The 21,774-nt window shown below is 70.8% G+C and carries 19 protein-coding genes; 5 read left to right on the forward strand and 14 right to left on the reverse strand.

Features of this window, described 5'->3' with window-relative positions; genetic code table 11:
* Positions 1-101: 101 nt before the first annotated feature.
* A complete protein-coding gene (locus tag AB0L53_RS50345) occupies positions 102-743 on the reverse strand; it encodes a TetR/AcrR family transcriptional regulator (RefSeq protein ID WP_364011286.1) in 642 nt (213 codons plus the stop codon).
* A 110-nt stretch (positions 744-853) separates the two neighbouring features.
* On the opposite strand from AB0L53_RS50345, the gene AB0L53_RS50350 reads away from it, so the two are divergent.
* A complete protein-coding gene (locus AB0L53_RS50350) occupies positions 854-1,339 on the forward strand; it encodes an RDD family protein (RefSeq protein ID WP_364011289.1) in 486 nt (161 codons plus the stop codon).
* Here the strand turns inward: AB0L53_RS50350 and AB0L53_RS50355 are convergent.
* Both AB0L53_RS50355 and AB0L53_RS50360 read right to left on the reverse strand, forming a co-directional pair.
* Positions 1,336-2,109: an alpha/beta fold hydrolase gene (locus AB0L53_RS50355; RefSeq protein WP_364011292.1), complete on the reverse strand. Its 774-nt coding sequence runs from the start codon at positions 2,107-2,109 to the stop codon at positions 1,336-1,338. The genes AB0L53_RS50350 and AB0L53_RS50355 overlap by 4 nt on opposite strands.
* Positions 2,100-3,302, reverse strand: coding sequence for an MFS transporter (locus AB0L53_RS50360; RefSeq protein WP_364011295.1), 1,203 nt, complete (start codon positions 3,300-3,302; stop codon positions 2,100-2,102). The genes AB0L53_RS50355 and AB0L53_RS50360 overlap by 10 nt, the downstream gene beginning before the upstream one ends.
* Before the next feature lie 80 nt (positions 3,303-3,382).
* Here AB0L53_RS50360 and AB0L53_RS50365 point away from each other — a divergent pair, with 80 nt between their 5' ends.
* Complete coding sequence (locus tag AB0L53_RS50365) at positions 3,383-4,249, forward strand: LysR family transcriptional regulator (RefSeq protein WP_364011298.1); 867 nt, start codon at positions 3,383-3,385, stop codon at positions 4,247-4,249.
* A 30-nt stretch (positions 4,250-4,279) separates the two neighbouring features.
* Here the strand turns inward: AB0L53_RS50365 and AB0L53_RS50370 are convergent, their stop codons facing one another.
* The 3 genes from AB0L53_RS50370 to AB0L53_RS50380 all read right to left on the reverse strand — a co-directional run bounded on the left by AB0L53_RS50370 (position 4,280) and on the right by AB0L53_RS50380 (position 6,835).
* Complete coding sequence (locus AB0L53_RS50370) at positions 4,280-4,753, reverse strand: hemerythrin domain-containing protein (protein ID WP_364011301.1); 474 nt, start codon at positions 4,751-4,753, stop codon at positions 4,280-4,282.
* A 77-nt stretch (positions 4,754-4,830) separates the two neighbouring features.
* Positions 4,831-5,862 (reverse strand): LuxR C-terminal-related transcriptional regulator, encoded by a 1,032-nt coding sequence (locus AB0L53_RS50375; RefSeq protein WP_364011304.1) that lies wholly within the window; start codon positions 5,860-5,862, stop codon positions 4,831-4,833.
* Positions 5,849-6,835, reverse strand: a complete 987-nt coding sequence (locus AB0L53_RS50380; protein ID WP_364011307.1) for a LuxR C-terminal-related transcriptional regulator — start codon at positions 6,833-6,835, stop codon at positions 5,849-5,851. Before AB0L53_RS50380 ends, AB0L53_RS50375 begins: the two co-directional genes overlap by 14 nt.
* Before the next feature lie 148 nt (positions 6,836-6,983).
* On the opposite strand from AB0L53_RS50380, the gene AB0L53_RS50385 reads away from it, so the two are divergent.
* Positions 6,984-10,952: a S8 family serine peptidase gene (locus AB0L53_RS50385; RefSeq protein WP_364011310.1), complete on the forward strand. Its 3,969-nt coding sequence runs from the start codon at positions 6,984-6,986 to the stop codon at positions 10,950-10,952.
* A 51-nt stretch (positions 10,953-11,003) separates the two neighbouring features.
* On the opposite strand, the gene AB0L53_RS50390 is transcribed toward AB0L53_RS50385, so the two are convergent.
* From AB0L53_RS50390 to AB0L53_RS50400, 3 genes are all read right to left on the reverse strand, one after another.
* Positions 11,004-11,945, reverse strand: coding sequence for a hypothetical protein (locus tag AB0L53_RS50390; protein ID WP_364011313.1), 942 nt, complete (start codon positions 11,943-11,945; stop codon positions 11,004-11,006).
* Between the two features lie 116 nt (positions 11,946-12,061).
* On the reverse strand, positions 12,062-14,995 hold the full coding sequence (locus AB0L53_RS50395; RefSeq protein ID WP_364011316.1) for an AAA family ATPase: 2,934 nt from the start codon (positions 14,993-14,995) through the stop codon (positions 12,062-12,064).
* 466 nt (positions 14,996-15,461) lie between these two features.
* Complete coding sequence (locus tag AB0L53_RS50400) at positions 15,462-15,938, reverse strand: hypothetical protein (RefSeq protein WP_364011319.1); 477 nt, start codon at positions 15,936-15,938, stop codon at positions 15,462-15,464.
* Between the two features lie 214 nt (positions 15,939-16,152).
* Here AB0L53_RS50400 and AB0L53_RS50405 point away from each other — a divergent pair, with 214 nt between their 5' ends.
* A complete protein-coding gene (locus tag AB0L53_RS50405; RefSeq protein ID WP_364011322.1) occupies positions 16,153-16,758 on the forward strand; it encodes an SDR family oxidoreductase in 606 nt (201 codons plus the stop codon).
* Positions 16,759-16,868: 110 nt separating this feature from the next.
* Here the strand turns inward: AB0L53_RS50405 and AB0L53_RS50410 are convergent, their stop codons facing one another.
* The 5 genes from AB0L53_RS50410 to AB0L53_RS50430 all read right to left on the reverse strand — a co-directional run bounded on the left by AB0L53_RS50410 (position 16,869) and on the right by AB0L53_RS50430 (position 21,004).
* The gene (locus AB0L53_RS50410; protein WP_364011325.1) at positions 16,869-17,504 is read right to left on the reverse strand and encodes an SRPBCC family protein; all 636 of its coding nucleotides are present in this window, start codon (positions 17,502-17,504) and stop codon (positions 16,869-16,871) included.
* Between the two features lie 65 nt (positions 17,505-17,569).
* Complete coding sequence (locus tag AB0L53_RS50415; RefSeq protein WP_364011328.1) at positions 17,570-18,466, reverse strand: AEC family transporter; 897 nt, start codon at positions 18,464-18,466, stop codon at positions 17,570-17,572.
* A gap of 90 nt (positions 18,467-18,556) precedes the next feature.
* Complete coding sequence (locus AB0L53_RS50420; protein WP_364011331.1) at positions 18,557-19,369, reverse strand: SAM-dependent methyltransferase; 813 nt, start codon at positions 19,367-19,369, stop codon at positions 18,557-18,559.
* A 171-nt stretch (positions 19,370-19,540) separates the two neighbouring features.
* Positions 19,541-20,446, reverse strand: coding sequence for a CHRD domain-containing protein (locus AB0L53_RS50425; protein WP_364011334.1), 906 nt, complete (start codon positions 20,444-20,446; stop codon positions 19,541-19,543).
* Positions 20,447-20,641: 195 nt separating this feature from the next.
* On the reverse strand, positions 20,642-21,004 hold the full coding sequence (locus AB0L53_RS50430) for a nuclear transport factor 2 family protein (protein WP_364011337.1): 363 nt from the start codon (positions 21,002-21,004) through the stop codon (positions 20,642-20,644).
* Positions 21,005-21,207: 203 nt separating this feature from the next.
* Between AB0L53_RS50430 and AB0L53_RS50435 the strand changes: the two genes are divergently transcribed.
* Positions 21,208-21,750 carry a hypothetical protein gene (locus AB0L53_RS50435; RefSeq protein ID WP_364011340.1) on the forward strand — a complete coding sequence of 181 codons (543 nt, stop codon included), beginning with the start codon at positions 21,208-21,210 and terminating at the stop codon, positions 21,748-21,750.
* The last annotated feature ends 24 nt before the right edge of the window (positions 21,751-21,774 follow it).

The following is a 21,774-nucleotide window of genomic DNA, read 5'->3' on the forward strand; positions in this document are numbered from 1 at the left end:
CCCCGCGGCGCTTTCTCTTTTTGTGCGGCGTGTTGTGCTTCCCCCCGGGCCGGTTTTCTTGGCCCGGGGGGGGGGCCGGGCCCCCCCCCCCCGACCCCTCTTCAGGGCTTGCCGAGGGCGAGGTCGAGGACGTGCCGGGCTGTGGCGTTCAGAAGCTCGGGGCCGGGCGGCCCGCCGTGGACGAGCGCCTGGTAGTAGAGCGGGCCGAGCAGCACGCTCAGCAGGGTGTCCACGGTCGGCTCGGTCACCGGGCGGCCGGTGTGGCGTTCGAGCACGACGCGCAGCCCCCGCAGGTCGCGCTCGCGCTGCTCACGCAGGAACTTCTCGCGTAGCGCCGCGGCGGTGGCCTGGTCGGTCTGGGCGTGGCCGAGCAGCGCCCGCAGGACTTGGCCCGCCGGCTCCTGGAAGAAGCCCGCGATCCGGCGGAGCTGCGCTTGCAACTCCTCCTCGGCGTCTTCCCCGCCACCCGGCCAGGCCAGCGCGTCGCGGGCGTCGTCGGCCAGGGTGTCGAGGAGGATGTCGACTTTGGACTTCCACCAGCGGTAGACGGTCTGCTTGGCGACCCCGGCCCGGGCGGCGATGCCCTCGATGGTCACCCCGTTGAACCCCCGCTCGACCAGGAGATCGTCGGCGGCGTTGAGCACCGCGAGCCGGATGCTCTCGCTGCGCTTGGGGCCCGTCCGGCTCACCACGGCCGTCCGTCCGGCGGCGGGCTCGGCGTTTCGGTCGGCGGGGATGGTCATTCGTCCTCTCGGGTACGACTGGGCACCTCGATTCTGGCATGCCCCCAGTCCTTGGAACGCGATGGAACGCCCCTCGGAGAGACCACTACTCAATTAACCGGAGTGAATCCATGTCCGAGTCAGTGTGGCGCGACGGCCCGCCCTACGGCCATCTCGTGCAGGAGTTGCTCGCGGGACGCCGGCGGCGGCTGTTCGCCGGTGTCTGCGACGCCGTCCTCCTGGGCGTGCTCACCCGGCCCCTCCTGGCGCGGGCCGGCGTCTTCGAGCCGATGGACCCCGCGAAGGACTTCGCCGACTTCGTCTTCCACCTGGACTGGCGCTGGCTGATCGCCGCGGCGTTCGTGTGGTACGCCTACCACTGGCTGCTGGTCGGCTACTGGAATGGCCAGACCGTCGGCAAGAAGGCGTTCGGCATCCGTGTGGTGCGTGAGAACGGCGCCCGGCTCACCCCCGCCATGGCGGCGGGACGCGCGCTGATGACCGGCTTCTTCGCCGCGCTGGGCCTGACCGTGATCGACCTCCTCTGGATCGTCCTGACCCGGCGCAGGCACGCGCTGCACGACCTGGCCGCCAACACGGTGGTCATGATCGACTAATCCAGGAAGTCCAGGACGGCGGGACCCGCGACCTCGCGGAACTCCTCGAAGTAGGCGTGCCTGGCGCCGGGGATGAGACGGAGCGTCGCGCCGGGGATGCGGCCCGCGAGCAGGGGCGCGTTGGCCGCCGGGTTGAAGACGTCGTCCGTGCCGTGGACGATCAGCGTGGGCGCGGTGATGCCGGGCAGCGCGTCCCAGGCGTCGTGCCCCGCGCTGGCGGCCAGGTGCCGCCGCCGGGCGAAGGCGGGCATGCCGGGATCGCCGAGGGTGGTGTACGGGCCGGGGTGGGTGGCCAGCCAGGCCGGGGTGTACATCAGCTCCAGCAGCGCCCGCCGCGCCGCCTGCCGGTCGGGTTGGGCCAGCGACTTCTTCACGGTGTTGTCCCGTTCGAGGCCGTGCGTGCCGCCGGGCGAGGTGCAGCCGAGGATCAGCGACCCCACCCGGTGCGGGTGGTCGGCCGCCAGCCACTGGGCCACGCGCCCGCCCATCGACGTGCCGTACACGTGGGCCCGGTCGGCGCCCAGATGGTCGAGGACGGCGACCACGTCGGCCGCGAAGCCGCGGGTGGTGTAGGGGACGTCGGGCTTGTCGCTGTCTCCGGTGCCGCGGTAGTCGAGGGTGACGGTGGTGTGGCGGTCCTCGAAGTCGTCCCTGACGCCGTCCCACCAGGGGTGATCGTTGGCCTGCCCGGCCAGCAGGACGAGGGGCTCGCCCCGGCCGCGGATCTGGTAGGAGACGGCGACGCCGTCCCCGGTGACGGCTACCGGCATGATCGTGTGTCGAAGCGGCGGGCCAGGTCCAGCAGGAACCCGGCGCCGACGAGCAGCCCGACGGAGACGGTGATCACGCTCGACCAGCCGCCCGTCTCCCACCGGTAGGCGGCCAGCGAGCCGAAGACCGAGCTGCCGGCGTAGTAGGCCAGCAGGTACAGCCCCGCGGCCTGGCCCACGCCGACGCCGACCCGGTGGGCGCGGTCGGAGACCCAGCCGCTGACCAGGGAGTGCGTACCGAGGAAGGCGAAGGTCACCAGGGCCAGTCCGATCACGATGGCGGGGAGTTGGGGTGCGGCGGTGAGCAGCGTACCGGTCACCAGGAGCGCGACACCGAGCAGGGCGGCCAGGCCGAGCCCGCGCCGCAGCGCCAGCCGACCGGCGGCCAGCGGCCCCGGCACGCCCACCGGATAGGCCAGGAACACCAGCGCGCCCGCGCCGCCCAGCAGGTAGGGCGCCGCCTCCAGGCGGAAGGTCAGCGCGTTGCACAGGCCGACGAACGCCCCCATCGTCGCCGCGCCGACCAGGCACAGCGCCACCAGTGACGGGTCCCGCAGGGTGAGCGCGGTGTTGCGCAGCAGGTCGCCCAGCCGCGGGCTGGAGCGTTCGAAGTGCCGCGACGGCGGCAGCAGGACCCACAGGCCGATGGCGCAGAGCAGCGTGACGACCCCCACGACGGCGCTGGCGCCGCTCCAGCCCCACACCGCCTGAACAGGGCCGGGCAGCAACCGCCCCGCCGCCCCGCCGAGGGCCGTGCCGGTGATGTAGGTGGCGTTGGCCCGTACGTGGGATCCTTCGGGCATCTCCTCACGCAGGTAGGCGAGCGCCACGGCGGGCAGCCCGGCCAGCGCGACGCCCTGCAGCCCGCGCAGGACCAGCAGCGAGTGCCAGGTGGGCGCGAACGCGGTGGCGATGCCCAGGACCGCGCAGCCGGTCAGCGACCACCGCATGATCACCACCCGGCCCACCACGTCGGAGATCGGGCCGACGAACAGCAGCGCGACCGCCATCGTGATCGTGGCCAGCGACAGCACCGCCGTCGACTCCGAGGCGGAGACCCCGAAGTGGTCGGCGACGCCGGGCAGCAACGGCTGGACGTAGTAGAGCGCGAGGAAGTTGGCCAGGCCGCCGAACATCAGCCCGTACCTGATCCGGAGGGAGGCGCGATCCCCTGACACGCGAGTCGAGAGCACCCATCGAGCGTGCCCGATCAGGCTTGATGCGCAAAATGCAGAATTTGACGGAGCTGATGCGAAATGAGCATTATCGCAGGATGGAGCTGCAGACCTTGCGCTGGTTCTTGACGCTGTGTGACACGGAGAACATGCGCGACACCGCGGCGATGGAGGGGATCAACCAGTCCACGCTGTCGCGGGCGCTCGCCCGGCTGGAGGCCGACCTGGGGGTCGAGCTGTTCCACCGGCACGGGCGCCGGCTCGCGCTCAACCGGTTCGGCCTGCTGTTCCGCGAGCACGCCGCCCGCGCCGTGGACGAGCTTCAGGGCGCGCGCCGCCGCATCGACGCCCTCACCAACCCGGACACCGGCCTGATCCGGCTGGGCTTCCTGCACTCGGTGGGCCGCTGGCTGGTGCCGGAGATCCTGCGCGACCTGCGGGCGGGCACGCCCGGCATCCGCTTCGAGCTGCACCAGGGCTTCGCCAGGGAGCTGTTCACCCGGCTGGCTCAGGGCGACATCGACGCCGCCCTGGTCACCCCGCCGCCGGAGGGCAACCCCGCGCGCTGGCACCCGCTACGTGAGCAGCGGCTCTGCCTCGCCCTGCCCGTCGAGCACCCGCTCGCCGCCGTCCCGGGGCTGACGCTCGCCGACGTACGCGACGAGCCGTTCGTCGCCTTCGCCCCTACGACGGACCTGCGCCGGGTGATCGACCGGCTGTGCGAGGAGGCCGGGTTCGAGCCGGTCATCGCGTTCGAGAGCGAGGAGATCGCCACCGTACGCGGCCTCATCGGCGCCGGGCTCGGCGTGGGCGTCCTGCCGCTGCCCGCCTCGCTGGAACACGACGACCCCACCTACCGTCCGCTCGTCCCGGCCCAGCACCGCCCCATCGGCCTGGCCTGGAACCCGCTGCCTGCCCCGACCGCGGCCACGGCCCTGTTCGTCGACCACGTGACGACCGGCTGAGACCAGGCACGGCCCGCTGAGAGGCGCGGCTTACTGCGAGGCGCTCTTGACGGCGAGCGGCTCGGCGGGGGCCTCGGCCTTGGCGGCTGCCATGCGCTCGCCGAGCTCCTGCAGCTCCTTGCGCCCCATCGCGGCGCGGACCTGCGGGAACCAGTCCTTCTCCTCCTCCTCGACGTGGTGCCGGACGTTCTCGATCAGCACCGTGACCTTCGCTTTGAAGTGCTCGTCCTTCGGGTCGAGGTCCTTGAGCTCGGACAGCAGCCAGACCACGACGTGGTGCTCCTCGACGCTCTCCAGCACATGGTCGCTCGTCTCCGGCACCTTGGCGCGGGCGGCCGGGTAGAAGTACTCCTCCTCGATGTAGGCGTGCGTGACCAGCTCCTTGGTGATCTGGTCCACGAGGCGGCGCTTCTCGGCGTAGGCCCGCTCTCCGGCCTGCTCGAACTTCTTGAACAGCCCTTCGACCGTCTTGTGGTCGTCCTTCAGCAGCACGATGGCGTCCATAGGATCTCCTTCGTTCCCTCGTCCGGCGTGCTGCCGTCTGCCAGCGGGCGGTCGGCCAAAACAGTAAGGACGAAGCCTCAGTCCTCCGGCGGCGGAGGGTGACGGAAGGCGGCCTGGACGCCCGCCTGGAAGCGGGTGTGGGCGCCGAGCCTGCTCATCAGGTTCGCGATGCGCCGCTCCGCCGTACGGTAGCCGACGCCGAGCTGCCGGGCGATGGCCTCGTCGGTCAGCCCGGCCACCAGGAGCGCGATCAGCCGCTCGTCGTCGTCCGCCGAGGCGCGCGCTCGCGCGGGCGGGGCCGCGCCGGGCGCCGGAGGCCGCAGGCGCAGCGGCAGCGCCCGCTGCCACAGCCCTTCGAACAGCCGGCTCAGCGCCTCCAGCAGCCCGGACGGGTGGACCACCAGGGCGGCGTCGGCGTCGGGGTCGTCCGGGTGGTGCCGTAACAGCAGCAGGGCGAAGCGGTCGTCCATGAGGTAGAGCTTCATGGGCAGGCTGGGCAGCACCCGCGCCTGCTGGCCCGCCCCGACCATCGTCTCGATCTGACGCAGCGCCCCGATCCGGTCGACGAACCCCCGCTCGTAGATCATGCGGCTCGTGACGCCCCGCTCCAGCAGCTCGCGCTGGGCCGCCACGCTGCCCGGCGGGTCGAAGTAGGGCGGCTTGGACAAGCAGCGCAGCTGGTGCCAGGCGGCCCGCTGGATCTGGGCGTGCCGCTGCTGGACCGCCCGCTGCCCGGTCACGACCTCGACGACCGCCGGCGGCGTCTCCCCGGCCGCCCGGCGGCGCTGGAAGGCCTGGTCGAGCTCGCCCGCGCGCTCGCGGGCGCGCAGCAGCTCCCGCTCTGCGGTGACCAGGAGCACGTCGAGCGCGGCCTCCGGGGCGACGGCGGCGTAGTGGGCGCCGGATCGGGTGACCAGCCCCTTGGCCTCCAGCGCGGCGAGCACGGCGGGCAACTGGTCGGCGCGGAGCCCGGCCGGCGTGCCGAGCGAGGCGATCCGGGCGGTGGTGGCCGGCGAGCCGTCGATCAGCAGCTCGTACACCGCCTCCTCGTCCGGGGTGAGCCCGGCCGCGCCGAGCGCGCCCGCGCCGTCCCTGTCATTCCGGGGCATCCTGTACGCCCTTCTCATCGGCCAGCCAGCCGCGCAGGACGGCCTGGTAACCGGCCTGGAAGCGGGTCTGGGCGTCCAGCTGGATCATCATGGCGTGCACGTGGCGGCGTACCGTGCGGTCGCTCCAGCCGAGGTGGGCCGCGATGGCCTTGTCCGTCTGGCCGGCCACCAGCCGGGCCAGCAGGTCGCGCTGCGCGTCGGTCGGGCTCCTGGTCTCAGGCAGCCGGGCGCGCCCATGGCTGACGTGCAGGGGCACGGCGCGCTCCCAGTACATCTCGAACAGCGCCGCCAGGGCGTCGAGCAGCGTCGAGTCGTACACGACCAGTGCCGACTCGACCATCTGCAGATCGTGCCGGAGCGGCACGAGGGCCATGGGGTAGTCGCTGAGCACCAGCTTCATCGGCACGTCGCCGACGCGCACCTGCTCGCCCGCGGCGATGTAGTCCACGATGGTCTTCAGCGTGCCGCGCATCTCGATGGCCCGCCGGTCGTAGACCACGCGGTAGTCCACGCCACGGCTCAGCAGGTCGAACTCCTGGGTGTTGCCGCCCACCACGCCCGCGTACGGCGGCGCGTCGAACATCCGGATCTCCCGCCGGGTGCCGCGCTGCAGCTGCTCGAACCGGCGCAACACCGCCTCCCGCCCGATCACCACCTCCACCAGCCCGCCCGACTCCTGGGCGGGCGTGGTGAGGTGATAGCGCGTGGACAGCTGGGCCACCCGCAGCCGGGCGTCGGCCAGGGCGCGGGCCCGCTCGCGGATGAGCGCGTCCAGCCCCATCTCCGGCGGTACGACGACGAACCGGGGCGGGTCCTCGGGCAGGCGGGCGATCAGCCCCAGCTCCTCCAGCCCGACGGCCAGACCGGGAGTGCCGGCGAGCCGGTCCAGCTCTTCGAGGGTGACGGGGGAGTGCTCGACCAGAGCCTCGTAGAGGGCCTGCTCCGCCGCTGACAGGCCGAGGATGCGCAGCATCCCAACATGATCACCCAAAACCCCGCTCCCCGGCCGTCCTTTTCCCGTCATTGGCGGGAAAAGGACGACCAGTCACCTTTTCAGGATATTTCTTGACATGTCATGGTTCGGAAGAGTCGATCATGCCTGCTATCCCGCGAGGAGAACCATGACTCGTCCACGATGGCGCAAGCCGTCCATCGGGCTTTTAGCGCTGGGGCTGGTGCTGACGACCGGCATGGCCGTAGAGCCGCCGGCTTCGGCCACCCCCGCACCCGCCCTTTCCGGCCAGACCGCCGCCGCCGTCGAGTCGTCCGGAACACCGGCCAAGGACGCGCCGAAGATCACGCTGATCACCGGTGACGTGGTCGCCTACGACACCGGCCCCGGCGGTACCCCGCGTCACCAGGTCACCCCCGCCAAGCGGCCCGACGGCGCCCCGGTGAACTTCATCTCCGTCCGCGATCGGGACTCCTACTACGTCTTCCCCTCCGACGTCATGGACCTGGTGTCGTCGGGCCGCATGGACAAGGGCCTGTTCGACGTCGCCTACCTGGCCAAGAACGGCTACACCGACAAGGAGAGCGCCGGCCTGCCGCTGATCGTCCAGTACGGTCAGGCCAAGCAGGCGGCCAACACCCTGTCGGCGCAGGCCGACGCCCTGCCCGCCACCTCCGCGCCGCGCGGGCTGCCCAGCGTGGGCGGCGCGGCGATCCGGGTGGACAAGCAGGCGGTCCAGCAGTTCTGGACTGCGCTCGATCCCCCGACGACGGACAAGAACGCCACGGCCCAGCTCGACCGGGGCGTCTCGGCCATCTGGCTCGACCGCAAGGTGCAGGCCGTACTCGACAAGAGCGTGCCGCAGATCGGCGCGCCGGAGGCGTGGGCCGCCGGGCTGAAGGGCGAGGGCGTCAAGGTCGCGGTCCTCGACACCGGCATCGACCTCGGCCACCCCGACCTCGCCGGCCGCGTCGCGGCGAGCGCGAACTTCACCGACGAGGCGGACGTCCAGGACGGCCACGGACACGGCACCCACGTCGCCTCCACGATCGCGGGCAACGGCGCCGCCTCCGACGGCAAGTACACCGGCGTCGCGCCCAAGGCGTCGCTGCTCGTCGGCAAGGTCATCGACAAGAGCGGCAACGGCGACGAGTCGGACATCATCGCCGGCATGGAGTGGGCGGTCGGCCAGCAGGCCAGAGTGATCAGCATGAGCCTCGGCGGCTGCTGCTACACCGGGCCCGACCCGATGAGCCAGGCGGTCGAGAACCTCAGCGCCCAGTCGACGTCGCTGTTCGTCATCGCGGCGGGCAACGACTACCTCAACCGGAAGATCGCCTCGCCGGGCTCGGCGCCATCGGCGCTGACCGTCGCCGCGGTGGACGGGTCGGAGAAGCTCGCCGAGTTCTCCAGCAGGGGCCCGGTGCTGGCCGACTACAGCCTCAAGCCGGACATCGCCGCCCCCGGCGTCGGCATCGTGGCCGCGCGCGCCGCGGGCACCACGATGGGCACCCCCGTGAACGACCGCTACACCGGCGCGTCGGGCACCTCGATGGCCACCCCGCACGTCGCGGGCGCGGCCGCGCTCCTGGCCCAGAAGCACCCCGACTGGACCGGCGCCCAGCTCAAGAACGCGCTCACCAGCACCGCCCGCGACGACGGCTACGGCTCGTACGAGCAGGGCGCGGGCCGGGTGGACGTGGCGCGCGCCGTGAAGCAGGCGGTCACCGCCTCGGGCAGCATCGACTTCGGCCTCATGGCCTACCCCCACACCGCTCCCGTCACCAAGACGCTCACCTACACCAACGACGGCGACCAGCCGGTGACGCTGACGCTCAAGACCGGGCTCAAGGCACACAAGGGCACCGCGCCCGCGCGTACGCTCACCCTGGACCACGACACGGTCACCGTCCCCGCGCACGGCACCGCGCCCGTCGCCGTCACCTTCGACCCGTCGGGACCGGATACCTGGTACGAGGGCTTCGTGCACGCCACCGACGCGAGCGGCGTGAGCGTCAACACGGCCGTCGGCGCGTTCGTGGAGCCCAAGAAGGTCACCATCAAGACCCGGCTGGTGCTGCCCGACGGCGCGACCGACGTGCAGGCCATCCCCTGGGCGATCCTGCGTACCGACGACCGCGACGACCTCGACGTCGAGTGGTACCCCGGCACCGGCACCGAGACCGAGACGCAGGTGTACGCGGGCACCTACAGCGCGAACGCCGGCATCAGCTGGCGTGGCAGCGACGGGCAATGGAACATCGGCCTGCCGTCGCAGCCGGAGTTCGAGGCCACCAAGGACACCACGATCACCCTCGACATGCGCAAGGCCCGCCAGGTCACCCAGAAGACCCCGGACCCCACGGAGGTCTACAACTCGCAGTACGCCTCCGAGCGTGAGGCGGCCAACGGCGTCGGGTCCGTCCGCTTCGAGTCCGCCTACCCCACCTACGGGCTGCACAACTACTGGCTGCTGCCCACCCGCTCGATCACCCAGGGCACCTTCGACGTCGCGGGACAGATCCTGCGCGGCGCCCCCGTGATCAGCATGAAGGCCGACAAGCTCACCCTGAGTCCCCGCTACCAGAGCCTGGCGGCGGACGTTCCCAAGCTGAACGGCCGCAGCACGCTCACCCTGGTGCCCGGGGGTCGCGGCCAGGCCGCCGAACTCGCCGGCGCCGGCGTACGCGGCAAGCTCGTCCTGCTCGACCTGTCCGACCTGTGCCCGGCCACCGGCTGCACGGGCAACGCGCTCGACCGGGTCAAGGCCGCGGCCGACGCCGGCGCCGCCGGGGTGCTCGGCTACGGGGCGGTCAACCGGTCCTTCCTCGACCTGGCGAAGTACTGGCCGATCTACCCGATCCCGACCATGAGCCTGCCCGCCGGCGAAGGCCGCGCGCTGGCCGCGCTGCTCGCCAGGCGGCCGGTGAGCATCCAGGCCGAGGGCGTCACCGCCACGCCGTACATCTACTCGCTGCTGCTCCACGAGCGCCTGCGCGTCCCGGCCAAGCTCGACTACGAGCTCGGCAGGCGCAACCTCTACGAGATCAAGAACCGTCTGCACGCCGACCGGCCCGCCCTCGCCTCCATCCTCTGGTCGGCGACCGTCGTGACCCACCCCGGCTGGCTGCTCGGTCCGCGGTTCGGCTCCTCCTGGCCCGCGCAGAGCACCGTGACCGAGTATGTCGGGCCGGTCTCGCGGGACGTGTCGTGGACCCGCGAGACCCAGCTGACCTACCCCGAAGGCGCGGCCTCCGGCCAGAGCTCAGGGATGTGGGCGACCGCCGTCGATGTCTACCCGACGGCCGGTGGGAAGACGGAGGAGTGGGGCGCCCAGCCGCGCGTCCCCGGCAACCCGGTGTTCTCCGACCTGACCCGCTCCGCCGGGAACACCACGTGTTTCCCCTGCCGCAACGGCGACACCTTCCTGGCGGCCCTGCCGATCCTGGGCCCGGAGCCGAACCACCAGGAGGCGTTCACCTGGAACGCGCGCTTCTACGAGGAGCGCGGCGGCAAGGACGAGCTGCATCTCTACCGTGACGGCCAGGAGATCCCCATGGTCGAATCGGGCACCAGCGGCCCGGTCCTGATCCAGATGCCGAGGTACGAGCTGCCGGAGGGCGAGGCCCGCTATCGCCTCACCGACAAGTTCCACACCCCGCAGCCGTTGCAGAAGTACGCGACCGACGTGGCGACGGAGTGGACGTTCAAGTCCAAGCGCCCGACCGGCGGGATGCAGACGCCCAGCGACGGCCTGTGCGTCGGCTGGTTCTTCGCCAGCACCCTCGCCCCGTGCGAGCCGGTCCGCCGGCTCAACCTCCGCTACGACCTGGACCTCGACCTGGACAACACGACCGCGGCGGCCAGACCGCACAAGATCACGGTCACCGGCTACCAGGGCTCCTACGACGTGCCCGACGCCCGCCTCGGCAGCCTGAAGCTCTGGGTCACCTACGACGACGGCGCCCACTGGAAGCCCGTCACCACCGCCAAGAAGAACGCCACCTCCTACACCGCTACCATCGCCCACCCCGCCCTGTCGGCCACCAACGGCACCGTCGGCATCCGCGCCCAGGGCGTGGACGCCGAGGGCAACACCGTCGACCAGACGATCACCCGGGCCTACGGCCTGAAGTAACGCGAGAACGGATCGGCACGCCGGGCGTGCCGATCCGTTTCGCGTGTTCTGCTACTCGCTCTGCTGGTTGTACAGGCCGTCCATGGCCTGGAGGAGCGGCGCGGGGTACGAACCCGACCCCGCGTCACTCCGCTGCCCGCCCCACGACGCCTGCCACGCGCCGGTCGAGGTCGTCCGCATGGCGGTGTGACTCAGCGTCCCGCCGTCCGCGTTCTTGTCATAGACCGCCCAATGATGGGCAGTGCGCTTGTTGGTCGCCGAATCGACGCCGACCGTGTCGTCATGGCTCGAGGCGAGGAAGGTGTAGTCCGTGCCCATCTGGGAGAGTGGCTGCTTCGACAGCCAGCTCAGGAAGCCGCTGCCCGGACGCATGTCGCTGCACTGCTCGTGGGTGATGGCGCACGCGGTCACCAGCGCGCTGCCGATGCCCTGGTGCGGTGTGGAGAGCGTGACCATGTCCTCGATGTACAGGTACGGAGGCCAACCACTGGGCCACCCGGCCGCGCCGATGTTGTTCAGGTCGACATTCAGCCCGCTCAGATCGGGTGGCGTCTTGCCCACGCCGTACCTGTTGACGCCCTCGATCGCGGCCTTGGCGACCAGGCCGCCCATGGAGTGCGCCACGACGTCGATCGCCGTGTCATGGCTGGAGTAGAAGTAGTAGACGGTCCACGCGAACTGGCGGCCGATCTCCTGGATGCGGGAGTCGGTGGTGCCCTGATATCTGATGTCGCAGTTGGTGGCCTTGTTGTAGTAGCCGAACGTACGGACCTCGCCCCAGCCGTTGGCGTTCAGCAGGTTCTTGGCGTCCTTCCAGCTGCTGGCGCAGTTGGTGTCGGCCTCACGGTCGAAGCCGTGGACCAGGAGGGTGACCCGCTGCCCGTCCTCGCGCGCGGGCGCGGCGGAGGCGGCCGGTGCGGTGACCATGAGGGCGGCCGCGACCAGGACCCCGACCAGGGGCAGGGATAAGCCGGATCTGACTAATCTGTGCATCCACGCGCTCCGTTTCCGTGAGGTCGGAAGCACGGTAAAGCGCGGGCGATCATCCGCGAATCGGTCGGCGCGCGGCGCCTGACCGGTCATGCGGGCTCGCGACTAAGTAGCCGCGGTCACTCACCTAGGTCGAGGTCGCCGAGCTGGGCTCGGGAAGCCACACCGAGCTTGGGAAACGCTTTGTACAAATGATGTCCCACCGTACGGGGGCTGAGGAACAGCCGCGCGCCGATCTGCCGATTGGACAGCCCGGCCGCCGCCAGCCGTACCACCTGACGCTCTTGCGGCGTCAGCCGGTCGAACAGGCCGCCACTCCTGGACACGGCGGCCTCGCCGGCCGCCTCCAGCTCGCCGTGGGCGCGGCGGGCCCACGGCGCGGCGCCGAGCGCGTCGAACGCCTCGAAGGCGGCGCGCAGCCGCCGCCGCGCGTCCGAACGGCGGTGCGCGCGCCTGAGCCACTCGCCGTACAGCAACTCGTTGCGCGCCTGCTGGAACGGCTGATCAGCGGGTACGGCCACGGCCCGCGCGAAGTGCCTGCCCGCCTCGTCACCCTCGGCCAGCAGCCCCCTGACCCGGGCGGCGACCGCGTTCGCCCACGGGCGCTCCACGACGGCCGCCCAGCCCGCGAACCTGGCCGCCGCCCCCTCCGCCAGATCCGCCCGCCCGGCGCGGACCGCCGCCTCGACCAGGTCGGGCGCCGCGCAGAGCGCGACCACGGGATGGCGGTCGCCCGCCGTCCGGAGGTGGTCGAGAGCGGCCCCGGCCCTGCCCTGGCCCAGCTGGGACAGACCGAGCGCCCAGGCGGCCAGCGCCCTGGTGGCCTCGACGTCGCCGTCCGCCTTCGCGGCCAGCTCCAGACAGCGCTCCTCCGCACCGCCGACCGCGGCCAGCCAGGCCAGCAGCCCGTACACGTGGCCGGCCCGATGGGCCTGGTGGATGTCGGAGGCGACGGTCAGCGCCTCGGACGCGGCGGCCGACGCTTCATGGTGCCTGCCGCGCAGCATCTGGGCCTGCGCGAACAGCGCCAGCGCCTGGGGGAGCAGGCCGATCAGGCCGCGCTCGCGACAGCGGGCGACCAGCGACTCGGCCAGCCCGTGGGCCGTGACCTCGTCACCCGAGACGATGCTCAGGGAGGCGGCGAGGGGCAGCAGATCGGGGGAGTCACGCGCCAGCCGGGCGGCCGCGCGGATAGGGGAGAGGTCCACCACGGCCTGGCCCTCCACGAGCCGCGCCATGACCGCCATTCCGGCGGCGAGCACCCCGGGCCTTTGGGGTAGCGGCTGCGGCCCGTCTGGCGGTTGCGGCCCTTTTGGGAGCGGTGGTGCGAGCGCGCTGAGCCGGTGGTCGGCGTCGTGGGCGAGCTTGGGGTCGGCGGCGAAGGAGGCGTGATGGATCGCCTCGGCCAGCATGCGGGCCGCGAGCGCGGGGTCGGCGGTCCGTACGTGCTCCGCGCCCTCGGTCAGGATCCGGCCCGCCGCGCTCGGCGAGCCCTGCTCCACCTCCACGCAGGCACGTACCTGGGCGAGGTGGGCGAGCTCGGCCGGGGTCGTAGCGAGTGTCGTGGCGAGCGGCGCCGCCCGGTCGGCCAGCGCGGCGGCCCGCTTCAGCTGACCCGCCTGGACCGCCAGCTCCGCCGCCGCGATCAGCCTGCGTGCTGTGCGGGCGGTGTCGGCGGTGAGGTCGGCGGCCCGCTCGTACGCCACGGACGCGGCGGCCGTGCCCTGCCGGTCGCGCGCCCGTAAGGCGGCCCGCTCCAGTTCCCCGGCGACCCTCTCGTCCGGGCCGGTCGCGGCGGCGGCCCGATGCCAGGCCCGCCGATCGGCCCGCGCCTGACCATCGAGCGATTCGGCCGCCCGATCGTCCAGGGACGCGGCCGTCGAGTTGTCCAGGGGCGTGGTCGTCCGTCCGTGCGGGGGCCCGGCTATTCGGCCGTCGAGGGGCGCGGTCATCCGGCCGTCCAGGGGTCTGCCCATGGGGTCGCCCAGACACCTGCCCGTCTGGTCGCTCAGCGACTCCGCCAGTGCCAGGTGGGCCGCGACCCGGCGGAAGTACGGCGCCCCACGGTAGGCCGCGCTCCTGATCAGCGGGTGCCGGAACGACAGGCCGGCCGCCGAGAGCTCGATCAGCTCCTCGCGTTCGGCCAGCGCCAGGTCCGCGACCGTCGCGCCGAGACGGGCGGCGGCCCGCAGGATCAGGTCCAGATCCCCGGTGTCGTCGGCCGCCGCGACGAGCAGCGCCGCCCTGGCCGGCTCGGGAAAACGGTCGATGTAAGCCTCGAACGTGGTCCGCACCCGGTCCGACAGAGGCCCCGACTCGCCCGCGAACGGCAGTGGGCTCAACCGGCCCGCCCGCTGCTCAGGGGTCAGTACGGCGGCGAACTCGATCAGCGCCAGCGGGTTGCCCGCCGCTTCGTCGAGGACCCGGCGCCTTACCTGCGGCGCCAGGTCGCGAGCCCGATCGGCCAGAAACTCCGCCGCAACCGCCGCCTCCAGCCTGCCCAGCCGCAGCTCAGCCACCCCGGGCGCGGCCATCGCCCCAGGGCGCGGGGTGGCCGCGCCGTCCCGGAGGGCGAACAGCATGACCACGCCCTCTGCGTCGAGCCGCCTGGCCGCGAACAGCAGCGCGTCCGCGGAGGCGTCGTCGAGCCACTGCGCGTCATCGACCAGGCACAGGATCGGCCCGTCGCCCGCCAGATCGGACAGCAGCGTGAGCGCGGCCAGCCCGACCAGGAACCGGTCGGTCACCTCGGCGGGCGCCGCCCCGATCGCCCCGCGCAACGCCGCCGCCTGGCCGGGCGGCAACCGCTCGGCATGCCCGAGCACCGGCCGCAGGAGCAGATGGAGAGCGGCGAACGGCAGCTCGGTCTCCGACTCCACTCCCAGCGTGCGCAGCACCGGCCAGCCGGCGGCCCGCCCGGCGGCGTAGCCGAGGAGCGCCGACTTGCCGATGCCGCTCTCGCCCTTGACGACGAGCGAGCCGCTGCATCCGGCCCTTGCGGCTTCGAGCAGCGCGTCGATCTCGGCCTGCTCGGCGCCGCGTCCGTACAACATCTGGCCTCCCGACGATCAAGTCAGGGAGTCAGTATGGAACCTCGACAAGCGTCTTCGGTTCCCTGTGTTTACCTGAGTAAAACGGACATCGGCGTAGTCTCGTCGCACCCGGCGGAGGCCGGGCAGTGATCCGGTGGAAGCCGAAGCCGCGTCCGTCCGGCAAGCCGGGCGGACCGTGGGTGAGAACCGCGTTGTCAGGGCCTGACTGCGCACTGCTGGAGGAAGTGCGCCTCTTGGGCCACTGCCCCGCCGGACGCTGTCCCGTTGATGCGGACACCAACAGGGGCGGGGACCGAGCGCCAGTCAGGCGCCCGGCTGTGACAGAAAATTACCCCACGATTACCATCCGTCGCAACCAAGCGGGTCGTAGAAATCCAACAACAGTTCTACCGGTAATCACCGACTCGCATGGCGAGCGCCAGCAACAGTTCGTACCCTTCGGTAAGACGGAGGCGCCATCGCGGTTTTATCCGCAGTTGCCCCACTTCGCACGGCCCCCGCTGGCGACGGCCGGGTCGTGGCCGAGCGGCTTGATCGTGCCCCAGAACTTCACGCACCTGCCCTGGGCCCAGTACCTCACCGGTCCCGCGTAGGACTTGAAGTTGCCGCGGTTGGAGCGCACGATCGGGTCCTGCTTCGTGTCCTTGACCGGCTTGGCCATGATCGTGAGCTCGGCGCTGACCGGGGTCCTCGTACCGACGAAGCTCGACTTGATCGTGACCACGCAGTTGTAGCCGTTGCCGCGGTTGTAGAGCAGGTAGACCGTGCCGTAGCGGCGGCCGCTCGAGGTCTTGACCGGCTGCGTGCCGCCGGTGATGCGCCCGTAGCCGGCGCCGCAGATGCTCTCCGGGCTCGCCGCCGCGGCGGCGTTCGCCGGGCTGGCAATGACACCGCTGAGGCAGAGTGCCGCCGTAAAGATTGCCGCCTTTGTCGGCATTCTCACCTGATTGTCCCTTCATAGACCACTTTACTGATGATCTCGACAAGCATGCCCGAAATTTGGTTATCGGTCCAGGCTCTATGGGTTAGCGGAGGGTTAAGCCTGATCGGTCCATGCATGAGCGTGATGGCGCTCGGGAAGTGGCTCCGGAGGAGGATGAGCCGGCTCAGCCGCCTTGCCGTTCGTGAGCTGCCTGGGCGGCGAGGATGGCGTTCGCGTGATTCCGGATCCAGTCGAACAGCGCCTGGAGGGGCTCGCTGATCCCCTGGCCGAGGTCGGCCAGGTGGCCGGCATGGTGGCCACCTGCGAGCGGGTCGACGCGCTCGTCTGCAACGCCGACATCAGCCCGCCCTTCGCGCCGCTGACCGAGCTGTCCTGGTCGGACTTCTCGGGCAAGGTTCTCGGAGAGCTGTCAGCCGTCTTCCACATCACCCGGCAGGTCCTCGACCTCATGCGGAAGCAGGGCGAGGGCCGGATCGTCTACGTCTCCAGCCTCAGCGCCGACCTGGTACGCCCCGGCACCATCGCGCACGCGACCGCCAAGGCCGCGCTCAACACCTTCGCGCAGCACGTCGCCGCCGAAGCCGGCGGGTGGGGGATCGCCGTCAACACCGTGGCCCCCGCCGGCGTACGCACCGAGGGCAGCGCGGGCATGCGCACCCCTCAGACGGAAGCGGCGCTGGCCCGCCGCTCGGTCCTGGGCCGGATGCTCGACCCGGGGGATGTGGCCGCGGTGATCGGTTCGGTCCTCGACGGTGGCTTCGGCGCTGTGGCGGGTGCCCACATCCCCGTGGACGCGGGCTACCGCGTCCTGCCGGGCTGAGGACAGGACGCGGTAAGGGCGTCACCTCTCGAACGTGACCGCCCGGCTTGTCACGGCCGGCCTTGTGACCGCATGGCCCGTCGCAGTCGGCCTTGTGGCCGCCCGGCTCGTCACAGCCGGCCGCTCTCGATGGCCTCCTTCAGCGCCACCTGGGTCTGCTGGTGGGAGGAGACGCCGTTGGTCACGGTGAAGTCGATGAGCAGGACGTTCGCCTCGAACGTGAGGTGCTCGGTCACCCGGGTCCGGCCGCCGCCCAGGTCGGTGAAGTCGATCCGCTGGTGGGTGACGACGTTGGGCATGGTCCAGGTGTCGGTTTCGTAGAAGTACTCCGCCGCGTGGACGCGCTGCTGGGCGTGCGTGTTGACGGTGACGGGCACCCCGTCGGTGACCGGGACGTCCTCGACGGCCGTGAAGTTGACGTAGCGCAGCCCGTCCTGGACGTAGTCGGCGTGGGTGGCGACGCGCTTCAGGAAGGGGTGCAGGCCGATGTGGTGGTTGATGTCGGAGTACGCCGCGAAGACGTGGTCAAGGGGGGCGTCGATGTCGATCGGGAGGTCACGGGTGACCGCGGTCCGGCCGTCCAGGGGGAGGGGGCCGGTCAGGTGTTCGTAGAACCGGTAGGTGTCCCAGGCGAGCTGCCACTGGGTGGCGAGCAGCGGGTCGCTGTCGGCGCGGGCCGGGGTGCCGGTCAGGACGAGGGTCACGATGAGCAGCGGGGCGGTTAACAGGCGCAGAAGTCTCGACACGGGTACCTCATGGAGCTGAGTTCGATGTTACGAGTACCTTCTACCCAAAGATCGCCGGTTGGCGATCACTTGAGGGCGAGCGCGCCCGCGCCCCCGGCCAGCACGGCGATCAACGAGAGGGTGGCCAGCGACAGGACGCTCGAGACCAGGATGGTGTCGCGGGGCAACTCGGTGGGCCGCCCGTACTCGGCGGCGTAGACGTAGGTGTTCTGCGCGGTGGGCAGCCCGGCGAACAGGACGGCCGCGAACAGCGCATGGCCGTCGAGATGAAGCAGGAACCGCCCGACCAGGAACGCCACCAGCGGCTGGACCAGCAGCTTGAGCGTCACCACCGGAGCGACCCGGCGCCAGGCGACGGCCGAGCCGTTCAGCGACATGCCCAGCGCGAACAGCGCCAGCGGCACCGCCGCGCCGCCGAGCAGGTTCAGCGGCCGCATCACGGGTTCGGGCAGCTGCCAGCCGAGGGCGGACATGCCCAGGCCGAGCACCGAGGCCACCACGATCGGCATCCGCAGCGGGGCCAGCAGGGAGGAGCGTTCGACGCCCAGGCCCAGGAAGATCAGCGGAGACATCACCAGCACCTGGAAGATCAGCACCGACACCACGAAGGTCGCGTCGTGCAGGACGTACAGGCCGATGGGGATGCCGAGGTTGCCGGCGTTGACGTAGGCCGACGACATCGCCCCGATCACCCGGTCGGGCAGCTTGCCGCGCAGCGTCACGAGTGCGAGCACGCCGACGAAGACGGTGCTGATCGCGAAGGCGAGCAGCGGCCGCGGCTGGATCTGGCTGAGCGGCGTACGGCTGAGCGTGGTGAACAGTACGGCCGGCATGGCGATGGTGAACGTGAACCCCGTGAGCGCCTGCTGGAACTGCCCGCTCGCCACCCGGAAACGCCCGGTCAGCCACCCGAGGGCGCCGATGATCCAGATGGGGGTGAACGCTGTCACTACCGTAAGCATTGGACACACCGTACCTATCGCCGAAACGCGCGCCGAGGGCGGGTCGTCCTGCGGAGTCCAGGTCAGCGGCGGAGGCAGCGGTCACGGGCCTCAGGGTTTGCGGCCGATTCCGCAGAAGCCGGGCACCTCGGCGGGTTCACCCCAGGGAGTGGCCTCGACCCGCCACCGTGACATCGAGACCAGGCCGGGTTCTACCATCTGCAGGCCGTCGAAGAACCGGCTGATGTCGGCGTGGGTGCGGGGGGTGATGGGGTCGGCCTTCTTGTTCCATTCCTGCTGGGCCTCGGCCTGCTCAGTTGCTTCACCGTCGAGATCGAGCGTGGCATGGGTGATCGCCAGGCAGCTGCCTGGGCCTACGGCGTCCAGCAGACGCGTCACGATCTGGTGCGCTTGGTCGAAGTCCGGGATGAGATGCAGAATCCCCAGCAGCATGATCGCGACCGGCTCGTCGAAGTTCAGCGTCCGCGCGGCCAGCTCCAAAATCTTGTCCGGGTCGCGCAGGTCAGCGTCGATGTAGTCGCAGACCCCCTCCTCAGAGCTGCTCAGCAACGCCGCGGCGTGTAATAACACGAGGGGATCGTTGTCGACGTAGACGATCCGGCACTCCGGGGCGACCCGCTGGGCGACCTCGTGGGTGTTGTCCATCGTCGGCAGGCCGGTCCCGATGTCCAGGAACTGGCGGACGCCCTCGCCAGTCAGGTAGCGCACAGCCCGGCCAAGGAAGGCGCGGTCGGTCCGGGCAATGTCGACGATCCCGGGAAACATCTCCTTGTACTGCTCGGCTGCTTCGCGGTCGACGGGGTAGAAGTCCTTGCCTCCGAGGAGGTAGTTCCACACCCGCGCTGAATGCGGCCTCGTGGTGTCGATCTTGCCGAAGAATGCCTGGCCCGGGATGTCGGTCATGGGGGATCTCCTGCGCCGCTTGGTCCTGGTTGTCAACCCTTAACGTAACCGCGCGAGGCGCTCCTGAACGGCTGACCGGCAGCTGAGCGGACGGATGCGACGGCGGCGCGGGTTCCGGCAGAAGGCGAGGGGGCCGGCCCTGATCGGCCGGCCCGCGCGGTATCCGGGGTCTTACCAGCCGCCGCCGTGGAGCTGGCCGCGCACCGCGCCGCCGGGGAACTCACCGGTGTGCAGGTTGACGTACCAGTTCTTCGGGTTGTGCTTGATCCCGCCGGCCACCTTGGCGGAGGTGCTCGCCGTGCCCGCGATGCCGTTGATCCCGGCGGGCAGGCCGTTGGCGGCGCTGAAGAAGTTCACGACCACGGGGCCGTTCTTGCCCTTCTTGCCGCGGTGGATGTGCCCGTTCGTCGGCGCGGCGATCTTCTTCCAGGCGGTGGCGAAGTGCACCTGGGTGCCCTTGACCCAGACGAGCCAGGCGGCCCGCCCGTCCTTGTCGCCGACCTTCGTACCGGGCGCCGGGACCTCCTGCCGGCCGTCGGCCGAGGCGGTGAGGGTGGAGCGCGAGCCGTTCGCCAGCACCGACTCGAGCGCCACCGGGTGGATCTTGTACAGCTGGGCGCGGACGGCGCCGCCGGGGAACTCGCCGGTGTGCAGGTTGGCGTACCACTTCCTGGGGTTGCTCTTGATCCGGTTGAGCAGGCCGGAGTCGCTGACCTTGACGGTCCCCTTCACGGCGCTCAGGCTGCCGGGCAGCGCCTCGCCGAAGAACGGGATCTTGACGTCGCCGTTCTTGCCCGCCTTGCCCTGGTGGATGTGGAACGCGGTCGGGGCGGCGACGTTCTGCCAGCGGATGGCGTAATCGACCTGGTCGCCATGGATACGGAACACGGCGATGGCGCTGCCGTTCTTGTCGCCGACCTTCGCGCCCGCCGCGGGCACCTCGTTCTTGCCCTGCAGCGAGGCGGCCAGGTAGACATCGGAGCTCGTACTCGCCTGCGCCGCGGCGGGCGCGAGGCCACCTGCGACCAGAGCGGTAGCGAGAACCAGGCCGGGGACGGTGAGGATGCGCTTCGTCATGATGACCCTTTCAAGCGCCTCGAGGGTGAGGCTCATAGCTGTGTTGTCGCACGGTTGTACGGGGTGCGGCAGCAGCCGGGTTCAACGACGGAACGTGTAGAAATACGCATAAGAAAAAGCGCCGATGATATTGATTTGCCTTGTAAAGGCGCGCGCCGCTTATGGCGATCTTGTATGGCGAGAGATCCGACCTGACTAAGCCGCATAGACGGGTGCGAGGTCGATGAAGATGCGGTAGTCCGAGATCAGTCCGTCGTCACGAGTGCGCCAGATGGACACGGCCGCGACGCTGACGTCCTTTCCGTCGAGCCGCCGGTAGGTGACCTCGGTCTCGGCGATGGTGTCGGCGTCCACGTGCCAGCTCCTGACGATCCGGTGCCGCAGGCCGCCGATGGTGGAGAAGAACGTCCGCAGCCCGGCGGCGATGGCCTCGCGCCCCACTGTCGGCTCGGCGTTGCCGAACACCAACGTGGCGTCCTCGGCCAGCAACTGGGCGAACTTGTCGGGGTCGAATGTGTCGACCACCCGGAAAACGCGTCGCGCCACATCGTCGGACATGCCGATCATTCCTTACGTGGTCGTCGGGGGCCGCTGGTGGGGACGATACGGAATCAAGCGCCGTGCGCAACTATCACGAAGGTGGTTGTCTCGTCGCCGGGTGAATCGGCTGATCGCTCGCCGCGAATCCCTGTCTCCTGGTGAATAACGGATAGGCGATCTATCTTTGGTCTGATCGTGCGACCCTCAAGGAGATGTACACGGTGAAGAGACTTTTCGAAGGAACCCCATTACGCACCGGTGTCGTCGCGGCCGTCGCGCTGGCCGGTGGCCTGCTGACCGCCTCCCCGGCCGCCGCCACAGCGATCGGCGAGCGTACCGTCGCTTCGGTTTCGCAGGCGGCCGACTCGGCCGCCGCTTCGCGGCCGCGCAATGGCAGGATCCTCTACGACCGCGTCAGCGGCGGCCAGGGCACGCTCAAGATCAAGAACGGCACCTCCAGGGACGGCGTCGTCACACTGGTCAAGGGCAGGACCAAGGCGATCAGCATCTACGTTCGCGCCAGGTCCAGCGCCAGCGTCAGGGATGTCAGGGACGGGACGTACCGGGTCTACTTCACCACCGGCTCCCGGTTCAGGGTGTCGAAGGGCAGGTTCAGCCAGAGCGCCGTGTACCAGCGGTTCAACGATCGGCTGAGGTTCACCACGACCGCCACCTCGAGGAGCGTCTGGACTCTGACCCTCAACCCGGTCAGGGGCGGCAACGCGCGGACCACCTCGATCAACCCCAAGGACTTCCCGGCGTGAGCGCGCGGCCGGCCGTCAAGGCGC

The sequence above is a fragment of the Nonomuraea sp. NPDC052129 genome (assembly GCF_040680095.1).
Lineage (GTDB): Bacteria > Actinomycetota > Actinomycetes > Streptosporangiales > Streptosporangiaceae > Nonomuraea.

Bases quoted from the DNA above. Each gene is read 5' to 3' on its own strand.
- AB0L53_RS50345 (WP_364011286.1), bottom strand. From the start codon at position 743: ATGACCATCCCCGCCGACCGAAACGCCGAGCCCGCCGCCGGACGGACG.
- AB0L53_RS50350 (WP_364011289.1), top strand. From the start codon at position 854: ATGTCCGAGTCAGTGTGGCGCGACGGCCCGCCCTACGGCCATCTCGTG.
- AB0L53_RS50355 (WP_364011292.1), bottom strand. From the start codon at position 2,109: ATGCCGGTAGCCGTCACCGGGGACGGCGTCGCCGTCTCCTACCAGATC.
- AB0L53_RS50365 (WP_364011298.1), top strand. From the start codon at position 3,383: ATGGAGCTGCAGACCTTGCGCTGGTTCTTGACGCTGTGTGACACGGAG.
- AB0L53_RS50370 (WP_364011301.1), bottom strand. From the start codon at position 4,753: ATGGACGCCATCGTGCTGCTGAAGGACGACCACAAGACGGTCGAAGGG.
- AB0L53_RS50375 (WP_364011304.1), bottom strand. From the start codon at position 5,862: ATGCCCCGGAATGACAGGGACGGCGCGGGCGCGCTCGGCGCGGCCGGG.
- AB0L53_RS50380 (WP_364011307.1), bottom strand. From the start codon at position 6,835: ATGCTGCGCATCCTCGGCCTGTCAGCGGCGGAGCAGGCCCTCTACGAG.
- AB0L53_RS50385 (WP_364011310.1), top strand. From the start codon at position 6,984: ATGACTCGTCCACGATGGCGCAAGCCGTCCATCGGGCTTTTAGCGCTG.
- AB0L53_RS50390 (WP_364011313.1), bottom strand. From the start codon at position 11,945: ATGCACAGATTAGTCAGATCCGGCTTATCCCTGCCCCTGGTCGGGGTC.
- AB0L53_RS50395 (WP_364011316.1), bottom strand. From the start codon at position 14,995: ATGTTGTACGGACGCGGCGCCGAGCAGGCCGAGATCGACGCGCTGCTC.
- AB0L53_RS50415 (WP_364011328.1), bottom strand. From the start codon at position 18,466: ATGCTTACGGTAGTGACAGCGTTCACCCCCATCTGGATCATCGGCGCC.
- AB0L53_RS50420 (WP_364011331.1), bottom strand. From the start codon at position 19,369: ATGACCGACATCCCGGGCCAGGCATTCTTCGGCAAGATCGACACCACG.
- AB0L53_RS50425 (WP_364011334.1), bottom strand. From the start codon at position 20,446: ATGACGAAGCGCATCCTCACCGTCCCCGGCCTGGTTCTCGCTACCGCT.
- AB0L53_RS50430 (WP_364011337.1), bottom strand. From the start codon at position 21,004: ATGTCCGACGATGTGGCGCGACGCGTTTTCCGGGTGGTCGACACATTC.